At 37.7% G+C, this 14,758-nt stretch carries 14 protein-coding genes; 4 read left to right on the forward strand and 10 right to left on the reverse strand.

Going from position 1 to position 14,758, the window contains the following annotated elements:
• From DI076_RS04675 to DI076_RS04690, 4 genes are read left to right on the forward strand one after another with little or no spacing between them, the layout of a single operon-like run.
• Complete coding sequence (locus tag DI076_RS04675; protein ID WP_108958825.1) at positions 1 to 681, forward strand: DUF6989 domain-containing protein; 681 nt, start codon at positions 1 to 3, stop codon at positions 679 to 681.
• On the forward strand, positions 665 to 1,615 hold the full coding sequence (locus DI076_RS04680) for an LA_2486 family SGNH/GDSL-type esterase (protein WP_174705021.1): 951 nt from the start codon (positions 665 to 667) through the stop codon (positions 1,613 to 1,615). Before DI076_RS04675 ends, DI076_RS04680 begins: the two co-directional genes overlap by 17 nt.
• 42 nt (positions 1,616 to 1,657) lie before the next feature.
• A complete protein-coding gene (locus tag DI076_RS04685) occupies positions 1,658 to 2,896 on the forward strand; it encodes an LA_2490 family SGNH/GDSL-type esterase (protein WP_108958826.1) in 1,239 nt (412 codons plus the stop codon).
• Position 2,897: 1 nt separating this feature from the next.
• Positions 2,898 to 4,328, forward strand: coding sequence for an MBOAT family O-acyltransferase (locus tag DI076_RS04690; RefSeq protein ID WP_108958827.1), 1,431 nt, complete (start codon positions 2,898 to 2,900; stop codon positions 4,326 to 4,328).
• Positions 4,329 to 4,395: 67 nt separating this feature from the next.
• On the opposite strand, the gene DI076_RS04695 is transcribed toward DI076_RS04690, so the two are convergent.
• From DI076_RS04695 to DI076_RS04740, 10 genes are read right to left on the reverse strand one after another with little or no spacing between them, the layout of a single operon-like run.
• A complete protein-coding gene (locus DI076_RS04695) occupies positions 4,396 to 4,986 on the reverse strand; it encodes a LemA family protein (RefSeq protein WP_100727549.1) in 591 nt (196 codons plus the stop codon).
• Positions 4,987 to 5,040: 54 nt separating this feature from the next.
• On the reverse strand, positions 5,041 to 6,198 hold the full coding sequence (locus DI076_RS04700) for a DUF1343 domain-containing protein (protein ID WP_108958941.1): 1,158 nt from the start codon (positions 6,196 to 6,198) through the stop codon (positions 5,041 to 5,043).
• Positions 6,195 to 7,088, reverse strand: coding sequence for a prephenate dehydrogenase (locus tag DI076_RS04705; RefSeq protein ID WP_108958828.1), 894 nt, complete (start codon positions 7,086 to 7,088; stop codon positions 6,195 to 6,197). Before DI076_RS04705 ends, DI076_RS04700 begins: the two co-directional genes overlap by 4 nt.
• Complete coding sequence (gene pheA, locus DI076_RS04710; RefSeq protein WP_108958829.1) at positions 7,085 to 8,176, reverse strand: prephenate dehydratase; 1,092 nt, start codon at positions 8,174 to 8,176, stop codon at positions 7,085 to 7,087. Before pheA ends, DI076_RS04705 begins: the two co-directional genes overlap by 4 nt.
• Complete coding sequence (scpB, locus tag DI076_RS04715; protein WP_108958830.1) at positions 8,169 to 8,807, reverse strand: SMC-Scp complex subunit ScpB; 639 nt, start codon at positions 8,805 to 8,807, stop codon at positions 8,169 to 8,171. The genes pheA and scpB overlap by 8 nt, the downstream gene beginning before the upstream one ends.
• Positions 8,808 to 8,813: 6 nt before the next feature.
• On the reverse strand, positions 8,814 to 9,557 hold the full coding sequence (locus DI076_RS04720) for a segregation and condensation protein A (RefSeq protein WP_100727440.1): 744 nt from the start codon (positions 9,555 to 9,557) through the stop codon (positions 8,814 to 8,816).
• A gap of 3 nt (positions 9,558 to 9,560) precedes the next feature.
• Positions 9,561 to 9,923 (reverse strand): response regulator, encoded by a 363-nt coding sequence (locus DI076_RS04725; RefSeq protein WP_002975323.1) that lies wholly within the window; start codon positions 9,921 to 9,923, stop codon positions 9,561 to 9,563.
• Between the two features lies 1 nt (position 9,924).
• Positions 9,925 to 10,992 (reverse strand): protein-glutamate methylesterase/protein-glutamine glutaminase, encoded by a 1,068-nt coding sequence (locus DI076_RS04730; RefSeq protein ID WP_108958831.1) that lies wholly within the window; start codon positions 10,990 to 10,992, stop codon positions 9,925 to 9,927.
• Positions 10,989 to 14,213 (reverse strand): chemotaxis protein CheW, encoded by a 3,225-nt coding sequence (locus DI076_RS04735; RefSeq protein WP_108958832.1) that lies wholly within the window; start codon positions 14,211 to 14,213, stop codon positions 10,989 to 10,991. Before DI076_RS04735 ends, DI076_RS04730 begins: the two co-directional genes overlap by 4 nt.
• An 18-nt stretch (positions 14,214 to 14,231) precedes the next feature.
• Positions 14,232 to 14,735, reverse strand: coding sequence for a chemotaxis protein CheW (locus DI076_RS04740; protein ID WP_108958833.1), 504 nt, complete (start codon positions 14,733 to 14,735; stop codon positions 14,232 to 14,234).
• Positions 14,736 to 14,758 lie beyond the last annotated feature (23 nt).

Raw genomic sequence — 14,758 nt, forward strand, 5'->3', positions numbered from 1 at the left:
ATGAAACCAAAGTTCCTGGCTGAAGAATTTTTACTCGCTTTGTACTTTTTTGTATTTACCATACTCTCTGGTATTGTTCTTTTTTCCGCTCCCTATGAAGCTGGTGTGAAAATCGCAAGCCTCACGGCTTTTTTCCATGTCAGTTTTGTAGCCATATGTATTGTATTCCATTGGCATACACCATATCGAATTTGGAAATTTTTATTACCACTGTCTATATTTATGGTTTTTCCAGATTGGTTTTTGTCGGCCGTTTTACAGATATTAGTTTTTCCTGAAGATGGATTTTTCAAAATAGGAACTGTCTCTGGTTATATGGCAGGTCTATGGGTCATACCTCTTTTTATCTGTGTTTATACTGGAATCAAACTAGAAGAAAGATCAGTATCTATCATTGGTACGGGGATATGGGTTGGGCTTGTCAGTTTATTCATCTTTGGATTGTCTGAAGCAACTATGTGGATTTTTGGATCTTGGTATGCTCAGAATGTAAAGATGTGGGGGCATGTTGCTTATTACGTACTGGTTCCCGAGATGATTTTAGGAATTACAGCCTACCTTGCCTACCAAGGGTTTTCTTATTCCGCTTACCTTTTCCAAATTGCCATTGGTTTTTTAGTGATGGTTCTTTATATCGGAAACTTATCCTTTTTCTACTTGCTCATTGAAAAAATTCTTTAGTCTACCATTCAAATTTAGTTTTGTTTTCGGTATCCTTCTCCTTTTGGGAGAAGGATACTTTCGCTTCCAACAAAAAACTCCAAACGAAGAACTCCGCTATAAAAAGATACATTGCCTGGAAGGTTGGTCGGAAATCCGACTGTGTCCGAATGTGAAGGAAGAATTCACTCGTCGAGATGGAAAGCCATGGGACATCCAAACAAACGAGATGGGAGAAAGGATAACTAATGCAAACCTTTCAGAAACTAATCAAACAACCGTTTGGTTACTTGGTGATTCTATGGCAATGGGTTATGGATTACCAACTGGACAAACCATCGCGTTTTTGTTAGAAACTAAATACAAAATCAAAACTCGTGTGGTTGCTGTGGATGCCATTGGCACGAATGGAATTTCGAATTTATATTTGGATACTTACAATCAATCTAGTAACAAACCAAACTTCATCTATTGGATATGGAATCCTTCTGATTTTATTGATGACGTAAGGGAAAAAAAGGGAATACAGAACTACCTATACCCCATCCACTTTTACCTATCAAGAAATTCATCACTCTATAACTCACTCCGACCATCACGTCAAACTAATGTCTATACGAATGGAATTCCGACTCTTTATCCAAACACTCACCCTACCTATTCATTTTTAAAAACATTCTTTCAAAATAGTATCTACAACAAAGAACAATGGAAGATTTTATTCTCTTGGGGAATGGCCCCGAATGGAACACCTGATACAAATGATCCGAATTATAATGTTGCAAAAAGATTTTTTGAATCGGAAGGAATGGTTACCATTGACCTACGCTCAGAGACTGAGGTTTTGTTTTTTCAAAAAAAACAAATCTACATCCCAAACGATGGTCACCCAGATGAAGATTTGGCAAAACTCTTTGCAGAGGCCATCGCCAATGACTATAAAAAGTCACAATAGAAATGCTTGATTCTTAAGTCCCATTCTAAAGTTTAGAGGGATATGATCTTAAACTGGAAACGATGGGGAGCCATTGTCCTACTTTTCCCGTTCGCTTTATTGTTCTTGGAAGGGATCTTTCGCCTTGCCAACCCTCCTGCCTTACGTTATTACCGTGATGTCAAATTATTACATGCATACCATCCCGACTATGGTGTCACACTTGCCCCAAATGAAAGCAGATTTGTCCGCCATTATGCGGACCTCTGGCAAGGGCAATTCACAACGAATTCCCTCGGACTACGAGGCTTAGAAGAACCCATTCCAGAAAAACCCAAACTCGTATGCCTAGGGGATAGTCTTGTGATGGGGTTTGGGGTTTCTGACGAAGATACCTTTTGTTCGAAACTAGATGGATATGAGGAAAATGGAACCCAGTACCAAAGTTTAAATTTTGGAGTTGATGCTTATGGTTCTCTTGGATCCTACAAACGCCTAAAAGATTTATCTGACAAAATCCCAAATATCAAAAAGGTTCTCTTTTTTATCTCTCCCAATGACTTTACGATGCCTGAGGAATTACGTGCACAAGGGATTTTGCCTGATGATGAAAATGATGCCCTTCATGAAAATGATCTAGAATGGAAAAATAAATTTCGCATTCAGTTTGAACTTACTCGTGTTTCTTATCTATTACAAGCACTGAAACTTGCGTATGAACAAACAAAAGTAAAATGGGCACAAACAAAATACATCATGAAAATGGATTCCAATCAAATTATGGAATCCCCACTCCAGTATTTAAAAGAAGCATTCATTCTACCTGTAAAAAAGGTAAAGTGCGAAAATTCTGATACATTCATTTGCCCGACTCCCATTCCTAATTTACAAATCCAATGCTCAGATACTCCAATCAATACAAATGATCTAGAACCACTTCCTGAAACCACTACGAGAGCCTATGACCAGATGATTCAGTTTTCGAAAGACAAAGGTTTCGAATGGATTCCAGTGTTATTACCGATGCAAATTGAAGAAGTCTATTGCCGTCAACTTGGCAAATACAATCGATTAGGAAATTATGCTCTCAGAGCAAAACGATATTTAGAATCCAAAAGGATCAGAACTTTGGAAATCTTACCATACACCGACAAAATGTGTGGCCGTGAATTTACCATACATGGAAAAACAAAAAAAGCAGGCATCCAAGATTATTATATTCCAGGTGATGGCCACCTAACAAAACTCGGAAATCTTTGGGCATCCGAATCCATTCGATCTGCCTTAAAGGAAATAAAGTAAAATGCTCTTTAACTCAGTTCATTATTTAATCTTCGCACCTATAGTCATATTCATTTATTTCCTTATTCCAAAACGATTCCAAGGTTTATGGTTATTCATTGTTAGTTTGTACTTTTATGCAATTTTCAGAATTCCATTTCTCATTTTACTAGTTTTCTCTTTTGTCATCACAAAACTTGCAGTCGATTACATGGAGGAAACCCAATCAAAAAATAAAAAGATTTTTTGGTTAAACGTAGCTGTTTGGAGTAATTTAAGTTTATTGTTTGTATTTAAGTATTTAGATTTCTCAATTACAGTCTGGAACCAAACCTTTTCCTTTACTCCCTGTGATCCTGAGTTTGTTCAAAAATCGGGAATTTTACTACCCATGGGGATTAGTTTTTTCACCCTCCAAGCTGTTTCGTATGCGGTAGATGTTTACAAAGGTGTTGTGGAAAGAGCTAAATCCATTTTCCACTTTGGTCTTTTTTTGTCATTTTTCCCACAACTTGTGGCAGGTCCTATCTTACGCGCAAGTGATGTATTACACCAATTTTTAGATTCTAAGGACTTCACAAAAGACAATCTAAAACATGGATTAAAACAACTCTTTTGGGGAATCTTTAAAAAAACATTCATTGCGGACCCTGTATCTTATGTGATCGATCCAATATATGCAAACCCAACGGAGTACAATTGGATTGCCATGTGGATTGCAGCTTTTTTATTCGCAGTTCAAATTTATTGTGATTTTTCCGGATACTCAGATATTGCAATCGGTACTGCAAGAATTCTTGGATTTCATATTCCTAAAAACTTTGACCGACCTTTTTTATCGGGTACCCTTAGTGAACTTTGGAGAAGATGGCATATTTCGTTTAGTTCCTGGTTGAGAGATTACGTATACATTACGTTAGGCGGAAATCGAAGAGGTGAAATTTTAGCGTATGTAAATTTATTCATTACTACATTTGTTTCTGGAATTTGGCACGGTGCAGATTGGACTTTTGTGTTTTGGGGTACTCTCCACTCCACAATGATGGTGGTTGAAAAATTTGTTTTTAAATTTGAAACTATGCGTAATGCCTGGAACAAAGTCCCTAGATACATCCAACCAATTTACCCAGTGGGCATTTTTGTATTGTCTTGTTTTTTCTTTCGAGCGAAAGCAACTCCAGAAGTCCCCACAGGAATGGGTATCACCAATATTATGTTAGAACGAGCGTTTACAGGCGCGGTTGGCCAATTCCCTCAGATGAGCCTCAGCTTAGTTGTGTTAGTTGGATTTTTATTCTTTATTGATATCATGCAGGATAAGAAGGAAGATCGATTTGCATTTATCACGGACAATTTGTACTTTTTAGTTCCATCTTGCATATTGCTCTACATCACATCGTTTATCATTTATAGCGTAACAGTTTCCAGTCCATTTTTATACTTCCAATTTTAAAAAGAAAAACCGGCTTTCACCGGTTTTTTCTCACACAAATCTAGTTTATAATGATTTGGTATCTAAATTAGAACTCAACTTTGGGAGCATTTTCTATCGTCTTTTGGTCTTCGACAGTGAATGTTGCTTTTGCTTCATATCCAAATGCTTTTGCCGTTAAGACTGCAGGGAATTGACGAATGTAAACATTAAACTCTTTTGTAGCTTTAATGAATCGGTTCCTTGCAACAGTGATACGATTTTCAGTTCCTTCCAGTTGTGCCATCAAGTCAGAAAAATGTTGGTCTGATTTTAACTGTGGATAGTTCTCTTGGATCATAAGGAGTCTAGACAATGCAGAACCGAGTTGTCCTTGTGCTTGGTCAAATTGTTTTAAACTTTCAGGATTGTTAATGAGCTCAGGAGTTGCTTGGATAGATCCAATTTTTGCTCTTGCTTCTGCAATTCCTTTCATGATGTCTTTTTCTTGGTTTGCAAAACCTTTTACTGCAGACACTAAATTGGGAACTAAATCAGCTCTTCTTTTGTATTGGTTGAGCACTTCTGCCCAAGAAGCCGAAACTTCTTCATCCAACTCTTGGATTCGATTGTAACCACAATTGGTGAATAAAGTTGTCATGAGGGAAAATAGAATGATGGTTCGAAACAGTTTTGTCATGGTCATTGTATACCTATCCTTTAGTCGGTCTGCAACACCAATTTGTCAAAAAAATTAGTACCGAAATGGTTTTATTGCCTTGTTCCAAATTGTTTCGTTTTCTTCCAAATACCTTTCTAGGTCAGAATCGGAATGTTTTCCGTAGAGATATTCAAGTAAATAGGAATCACCGGTTAGAAGTTCAATCGCTGGTCTGTCTGATCGAAACTCATACACACCTTTTAAAAACTCAAATTGATCTGGAAACAATCCATTCACTTGTTTTAAGAAATACAAAGTGAAATACAATGAATGGAATTGTTTGGGTTTCAAAACCATTAATTGGTAACCCTCACAAATGATTCCCGCATATTTATGAAATGTAGGTAAAAAACGTAAATTACGTAATAAAAACTTACCTTTTTGGTGAGATAACATTCGTTTATCCAATTCTAACTTTTCTTTGCCCATCAGATAAGGTGCGCCAAATGTTTCGAACGGTTTTGTTGTGCCTCTTCCTTCCGATAAGTTTGTCCCTTCTAACAAACACATACCCGGATACACATAACAAGTATTTTGTGTTGGTATATTTGGAGACGGAGGAACCCATTCAAATGATGTCACCTTGGTTGGATGGAAAACACCAACAGGAACAACTACTACATCAACATTCAAATGAAACGTTTCATTATAATAGGTCAATAAACCTCCTGGCGTTAGACCGTGGCGGTGGAGGACTGATTTGACACCTACAAACGATTGGTAAGTTTCCTGTAAGGGACTTCCTTCCACTTTTGTACCAATTGGATTTGGAGAATCGATTACTAAAAATACAGGTGATTTACCAGTTTCTTTTTTTAATTTAGAAAGTTCTTCTAAGATATAATAAGCAGTCGTTAAAAATGTATAATAACGTGAACCAACATCTTTAATATCGATGATTACTACATCTAAATTTTTTAAACTCTCCTTCGGTGGGACTAAACTACTCTCTTCCTTACCATACAAATTTACAATTTGCATGTCTCCAAAAAGATAAGACAACTCATCTCCACTCACTTGGTCTTGCAACTCAGCAAACAATCCGTGTTCAGGCAAAAAGATAGTTTTTAAATTGAAGATTTCAGAATAAGTTTGAAAATGATACTTTCCAAGATAACCAAAGGCACTTTGATTTGTTAAAATGCCCGCCTGACAACCGCTTAATTTTTGTATGTTCTTCAGAAACTTCATTTGTTTTTTTGAATTGTTTCTTTTTTCTTGAGTGCTGATTCCCAAATGGAAATCATTTTTGATTCATCTAGTCCAACATCTTCTAAAAATAAATTTCTAAATTCCGTAAGTTGGGTAATGAATTGATCAATTGAGTCGATGAGAAAGGATTTATTCTCTTTAAAAATAGAAACCCACATCTCCGCATTTGAGCCCGCAATCCTTGACATATCACGAAAGCCCCCACCCGTAATTGGTTTTGGGATTGAATTTACTTGGTCCATCGTTGTATGATTTTTACCAGCAACATTCACAAGGATTGTCGAAATCACATGTGGCAAATGGGAAACATATGCCAACGTTTCATCATGGACCTTTGCATCCATTTGAATGGTCCACGAACCTATCGTTTCCCAAAATTGTTTCACAAAATCAAAGCTTGTTTGACTCGCCAATTTAGGTTTTGTTAAAATACAAAGTTTATCGACATACAAACTTGGCACTGCGGCTTCCGGACCAGTCTGTTCAGAACCACACATTGGATGTGTTGAAATATAATTGTGTTCGTTATCACCAAAATGGATATTTACGAGATCAACAATCGACTGTTTGGTGGATCCCAAATCAATATAAATTGTCTTTCCTGATTTTGGTAAACTTGGAATGAGTTTCAAAACAGATGCAACAGGTGTACTAAATACAACTAAATCAAAATGATCCCATTCAATCTTTGGATTTTCTTCTAATGTGAATACATGAGTTGCCAATTTTTTCGAAAGGATTGTTGTTTTACTTTTTTTAGATCGAACAACCGCACTAATTTCTGCCTTTGGATATTTTTCTCGAATGGCAAGAGATAAGGATCCACCCATAAGCCCCATTCCATAAATGAGGATACGATCAAGTTTCATGTCGGAAAAGATCCTGCGGTAGGATATGATCCAAGTAGTTTAAAGATTGTACATTGAGATTTTACTGTTTCGAGTAGAGACTTAATTTTTGGATCTGCTTTGTGACCAATAAAATCGATGAAAAAGTGATACTCCCATAAATTCCGCTTGAGGGGTCTAGATTCAATTTTTGTTAAATTCACGGAAGCATCATGGAAAGTTTTGAGTATCTGAAATAAGGAACCTGTTTGGTTAGGAATGGAAAAAACAATCGAAGTTTTATCTTCTTTTGTCACTGGTGACTCTGTTTTCCCAATGACTAAAAACCTTGTGGTATTTCCCGAATAGTCTTCAATCCCTTCCGCGATTACGTTCAGTTTGTAAATTTCTCCAGCAATTTTGGATGCAATTGCCAGTCCATCTTTTCGTTCGGATACTAATTTTGCAGCCATGGCAGTGGAAGAAGTATCCACAACTTCCGCATTAGGTAAGTTAGCTGAAATCCAATTCCGACATTGTTCATTTCCAATTCGGATCCCATAAATTCGTTTCACTGCGGCAAGGTCAGTTTCAAAGCCTAATAAGGAAAAAGAAATCCTTTGGTAAAGTTCCGAATACACAATGAGATCTGTTTCAAGAAACATATCCAATGTGGAACTCACTTGTCCTTCTGTTGAATTTTCAACTGGAACAACACCATAATCTAATTTTTCTTCTTCTACCATTCGGAATACGTCGGGAATCGAAGTCTGTGGAACCGCTTCAATTGATGTCCCAAATTTGGAACGTAAAGCGGAATGAGAAAAACTACCTTCTGGACCTAAAAATCCAATCTTTAACGGGTGTTCTAAGGCAATGGTTCCAGACATCATTTCTCGGTAAATTGCTCGTATAACAGAAGCAGGTAAAGGTCCCTTCGAAAGTTGTGTGACTTTTTCATACACATCTTTTTCACGATCAGGTCGGTAAATGGGACCACCCGATTCTTTTTTCACACGGCCAATCTCTTGCGCAAACCCTGCTCGTTTTTGGATGAGATCAATGATTTGAGTGTCCAATGAGTCAATACCAGAACGGAGTTTTTTTAATTCTTCTTCTGCATTACTCATTTAGATTCTCTTCTTTTAATTCTTCTGGTAATGAATCCAAATCAAAATCAGGATTCATTTCAGTTTCATCGGTTACAATAATAGACTCAGGAGTAAAATCTTCGAATTTGAGTTCTTTGACTTCCACTGGAGTTGGTAGGTCTGTCAATTTACTTAAACCAAAATGTAATAAAAATTCGTTTGTGGTTCCGTATAAAGTGGGTCTACCTGGAACTTCTTTTTGTCCGACAGCTTTGACCAATTTTTTGGACATTAGGCTTGCCACCATGGCCCTTGAGGATACTCCACGAATCTCATCTAACTCAGTCAAGGTGATTGGTTGTTTGTAGGCTATGATTGCAAGAGTGTCGAGTGTTCCCCGGGAAAGAGTTTCTCTTTTTTTATCTTTAAAAATATGAGATAGAATTTCACTGTACTTTTGGTTTGTAATGAATTGGTACCCTCCAGCGATTTCTCTGAGTAAAAAACCACCTTCTCTTTCTTGGTAATCAAGTATCAATTCATCTAAAAGTTCTCTTGCTTCTGTTTTTTCAATTCCACAAGACTTAGCCAGTGCAGATAATTTGATTGGATCTGAAGATAAAAAGAGAAGTGCCTCAAGAAGGCCCTTTGTATAGTTTCTTTCTTCCAAATTGATCTAAACCTTGACTATTTTGATTTCTCCGAAAACTGCATGTTGGATCACTTTGCAAACTCGGATTTTAACAACTTCTAATACAGCAAGGAAGGCTGCGACGATTTCTTTTTTTTCTGGTTTGTCATTTTCAAACAAATCCATGAAGTGAATTTCGCCAGTTTTTTCTAGGAGATTTTGCAGGTATGCCATTTTGTCTTCGACCGAATATTGGGATACCCCTTCATAAATCGGTATCTGCTCTTCGGCTTCATTGGAACTTTCTTGTTCCAATATCGAATTGAAGGCAGAAATGAGATCAACAAGACTCACATCTAACCAATTTTCAGTTTCATCCAAAACTTGGTTTGTTTCCCGTGTGAACATACCTGCGGTCAATCTGTCCAGTTCTGCTAATCGTTGTCCCGCCATTTGGAATTTTTTGTGTTCCAAAAGTTTGTCCACAAGTTCCTTGGGAAGGGGTGGGTCATAGTCTTCTTCTTCAAACCCAGGGTCTGGAAGTAGAGCCTTGGATTTCAGGTATACCAAATGTGAAGCCATCACAGCAAACTCGGAAGTGAGCTCGATGGACAAGGATTGACTCGTTCTCAAAAATTGAATGAAATCAGATGTGATACGCGAAAGGGAGACTTCAAAGATATCCACCTTATAACTATCAATCAGAGACCATAAAACCGTCAAAGGTCCTTCAGTCAACCCACCGTCCTGGTTTTGCCACCGGACGATAAACTCCGGGGTTTGGGACACGATTTATAAACCTAATGCTTTTGCGGCAGCTTGTTGCAATCTTTCAGGTGGGAAAGGTTTCACAACAAAATCCTTTACACCCATTTTGATTGCCTTTGCTAAAAGGTCTTCTTGTCCAAGTGCCGTAACCATGATGATTTTTGCAGAAGCATCAAATTTGATAATCTCTTTTGTTGCTTCAATCCCATCTTTTTCCCGCATGGTAATGTCCATGGTGACTAAGTCTGGTTTGAGATTTTTGTACTGCTCAACCGCAATGTTACCATTTTCTGCTTCACCAACGATTTCGTGACCTGCTCCAACTAACGCATCTTTAACGAGCGTTCTCATGAATTTTGCATCATCTACAACCAAAATTCTTGCCATGTTAATTCCCTCTCGACTTTAATAATTCAATCATTTTTGGTACTAATTCATCCACTGGGAGAACAAAATCAATTCCCCCAAGTTCTACAGCCACACGGTTCATTCCATACACAACAGAAGTTGCTTCATTCTGCGCCAAAGTAATACCACCTTTCGCGTGTATGTTGGAAATGGCATGTGAACCATCTTTACCCATACCTGTCATGATCATGGATAACAAATGATCGCCTCCATACGTTTCCACTAAACTATCAAACAATACTTCAATGGAAGGCCTATGTCCATTCACTTGTTCTGAATGGGTAAGCTCTATGAAACGATCTTTTCCTTTTGAAACTACCTTCATTTGGTAGTCACCAGGGGCAATGTAAGCGGTTCCTGCTTGCACCAAATCACCCTGTTCTGCTTCTTTCACATGTATTTTAGACAAAGAATTTAACCTGTCTGCAAAAGCTTTCGTAAATCCTGCTGGCATATGTTGCACAACAAAAATGGGCTTTGCAAAATCAGCTGGAATCCCTGCAAAAACGGTTTGTAATGCTTTTGGTCCCCCCGTGGAGGTTCCAATTCCGATAGCATCTACTTGGATCGGTTTTTGAAAACTTTTATTTAATTGCCGTTCGGTCCGTTCAGGACGGGAAATGAATTCCGGACTGACAAGTTTGGAATCCGAAAACCCTTTGATTTTGAGAGATAAAACTGCTGCTATGTCTTCTGGCGAAAACTGATTTCCACTCGAGGGTTTTGGGATAAAATCAACTGCTCCAAGTTCCAATGCCTTAAAGGTAGCATCGGCACCATGTTGTGTAAGAACCGACAACATGATCACATGGCTCGGAAGTTTTTTCTTTTTGATTTCAGCGAGAGCAGTTAATCCATCCATGATGGGCATCTCGATGTCCAAAACGATAAAATCTGGTTTTAACTTTTCAGCAAGATCAATACAGTCCATCCCTGTTTTGCCAGTGGCAATTACAGAAACTTCCTCTTTTTTAGTGAGTGCATCACTTAAAATATTTCTCACAAGAAGTGAGTCATCAATGATCACAACGGTCGGTTTTTTGTTCATGATCTATGAATTAACTCAACTAACTCGTCAAAATCAGGTAAGAATACTAAAACACCAATTAGGTTACTACCTTGGTGGTTAAACTCAGTATGCATGGACAAAAACTTTGTTCTTTCTGGTTTTACAATGTCCACTACTTCCATAAAACTGCCAGTGATCATTTCAGGAACAGAAGGTAAAATTTCTTTCTTCAATTTGTTGGAAAGAGAGTTCATAACACTCGAACAAACAATATTGGAAATTTCAGATAATACAGACATCATATCATCCGATAATTTATGATTGCTACCATCTGCATACTTTGCTTCTTCAGAACCAAGAAGTTCTCTCGCAATTTCGGAGCCATTTTCTTCCGAAAACATCATGAGTAAATTTCCGTTTAGATCACCAGTCATTCGGATTTTCATTCCAAAAAATTGGTCCATGGAATAACGGAATTCTTTCGCCAAACCATCTCGGTCCGTAAGTTTAATTTCGGGAATGAATAACTCTACTTCTTTACCTACCAACTGAGACAACACAACACCAGCATTCATCATTCCAGTGTTGACAATGTTTTCCAATTTTTTTATGTCTTTGGAAGACATGATCTCATTGATAGCTTCATTACTCAGTGAAGCAACTTGATTGAGTCGTTCTTCTTTTTGTTCGACAAAGCCTTTAATGATTTCTGCAGCTTGTTCTCTTTCCGTTAGTTTTACATTTTCTATTTTTGCAACGTCAGCAAGCCTATGGATCTCGTCAGTTTTATGATCCAAAACAAGTGTTGAAGTAATGGTTTCGTTTACGGAAGAATGATCTTCATTGTGCCCATTCACAGTAGTTTCTTTTTTAGTTACTTCTGTTGTGATTTTTTGGTTAGTCACAGGTTCTTCAGTAAACACTTCTTCTTTTGGAACAATGATGTGTTTTTCGATTTTATGTTTTTCTTTTTTGATTCGCGATTTGTCTTTTGCCCGTAACTCAATGAGTTTCGCATTATAACGATTTGTAGGGTGGTTTGATTTGAATATGTATTCAGAATCAGACATTTCAAGCGAACGAATTGTGGATGAACGTTTCATCATCTCACCAGATACAAGTTTATCCGTCCAATCTACTTTATCAGCAGCAATCTCAACTAGCCCAGGAATGTCTAAGACCAAAATGATGGTTCCATCTCCCATGATGGTGGCACCAGTTAACCCTTGAACGTCTTGGAAATTTTTCCCAAGTGACTTGATCACCGTTTCATGTTTTCCTATGAGATCATCGACCATAAAACCAAGTTTCCTTGTTTTGTAGTTCACAATCACGACAGGAACTTCCACCATTTCTTGTTTGTCGGCAAGACCCAAAATACGATTGAGTCGGTAAATAGGAAGAACTTCTCCTCTTAGGTTGATGATCTCATGCCCTTCTAGAGTTGTGATTTGGTCGAGGTTCACTTTGATCGTTTCAGATACTTCTGATAATGGGAAAGCATACACTTCTTCTTCCATGATCACAAGGATGGATGGAATGATCGCAAGGGCTTGTGGGAAAGACAAAGTAAAAGAAGATCCTTTTCCTTCTTCTGAATGAATGATGATTTTTCCTTTAAACTCTTCAATGAGTTTGTTCACCACATTCATTCCAACTCCACGGCCTGAAATATCGGAAATTTTATCCGCTGTAGAAAAACCTGGAGCAAAAATAAACTGAAAGATGTCAGATTCTGATAAGTTTTGGGAATCGGCTTCGGTAACTAACCCACGTTCGATGGCTTTTTTTAGGATTTTATTTTTATTAAGGCCCTTACCATCATCCCGAATTTCCACAAGGATATTGGAGCCACCTTGGTAAGCATTGAGTTCGACAGTTCCTTCTTCCGATTTACTAGCAAGTTTTCGCTCTTCCGGAGATTCAATTCCATGGTCAACTGAGTTTCGGATGAGATGGATGAGTGGTTCTCCAATCGCATCGATGACTTTTTTATCAAGTTCTGTATTTTCACCACGTAAAACCAAATTCACTTGTTTGCCAGTTTCCAATGACAAATCACGGATCAGCCTAGTGAAACGATTGAACACAGATCCAATCGGAACCATTCGAATGTTCATGATTCCTGTTTGTAGGTCTTTGGAAATACGATTGATTTGGTCGATTTTACCCTTTAGTTCATTGAATAAAGAATCTTCCCCGAACTGTGATACCAAATCATCATAGATTTTTTGGAATCCAGAGTTTGTGATCACAAGCTCACCCACATTGTTCATGAGTTGGTCGAGTTTATCAGAGGATACCTTGATGGTGCGCATCACAACTTTTGAATCGGTTACGGCCTTTTCAAAATTGGCAGAACCTTTCACCACCACCCTTTCTTCCGTATCATTCGAAATCGAACTTACTGGATTGTTTACTGTGGGTGTTACATCGACTCGTTTTTCCAGTGCTTCCATTTCCGTTTGAGGGATTTGGAGTTCCATTACCGTAAGAGTATCCACCATATCAATGTTACATTGTGTATATAGTTCGTCTTTTGAATATTTAGTAACAGTAATAAATGAAAGTGCAAAACTACCTTGTCCATTATCCAAAGCTTCTTCGGATGGATTACACCGAACAATAACACCTGACTGTTTGACTGACTGTAAAATCAGTAGTAACCGAAGGTTTTGCATCGGAGTTTCATTTTTTAAACGAAGGTCAACAGTAAATGCAGATTGGCCGTCTTCTTCTTTCAGTGCAGTTCTGATTTCAGAAATTTCGTCTTCGGTCAGATTCCCAATAGATGTTTGGTTTCCAACTTGTCCTTGTTTGGTTCCAGAAGTTGCGACTGCCGATTTAGAGGTACTTCCACCACCAGATACAGATACAGATACTTCATAATCTTGGAGTTTTTGGATCATGTCAGTGAAAGGGGTCTCCACTTTGATACCGTTAGCAACACCTTCTATCACTTGTTTGATCAAATCAAAACATTCAAAAAGTAAATTTACGAGTTTAACATTAATTTCTAAACTACCTTCTCTAATTTTTTGGAGAAGGTTTTCCATCGTGTGAGCGAGGTCGGATAAATTATACAATCCAACAAAAGCCGATGAACTTTTTAAGGAATGAGCTGCACGAAAGATATCGTTGATGATTTCGGGATTTTCGTGGTCCTTCTCTAGTTTTACCAAATTGGAATTGAGTTCTTCAATTTGGTCCTCGGACTCTTCCAGGAAAACTTCTGTGTATTCACCTAAAATTCCAGCCAATGTCGTATCCCCTATTCCTTACTTTGTGGTAGAAACAAAATTTACAATTTGTTCCAAATCCAAATTCAAAATCAAATGGTCTTCGTAACGTGATACAGATTCAACCATCTTACTATAGTTTAACGACAAGTCATCAGTTGTATAACTGATAAAATCCTTTTGGATTTTTACAACTTGTTTGACTTCATCCACTAAAACCCCAATTCGTTTTTCCTCTAACATAACAACTACGATACGCGAAATAGGATAAATGTCAGAATCAGTATTATGGAATCTTTTTTTCAAATCAACAATTGGGATAATTTCCCCTCTTAAGTTGATCACTCCTAAAATATAATCTTCTACATTAGGAATACGAGTGATTAGAACAGGTTTTAAAATTTCATGAACCAGTAGCAAACGGATCCCAAAAAATTCCTTTTCGATCGTAAAGGTAAGAAATTGTTCAAGGTCTCCTAAATCAGACTCTTGTTCCATTTTGGTTTTTTCCGCAAGGGATGTGAGGAGTTTTTCTTGGTCCATATGCTTCTTGGAATCGTGTCAGA

The organism is Leptospira ellinghausenii, from assembly GCF_003114815.1.
Lineage (GTDB): Bacteria > Spirochaetota > Leptospiria > Leptospirales > Leptospiraceae > Leptospira_A > Leptospira_A ellinghausenii.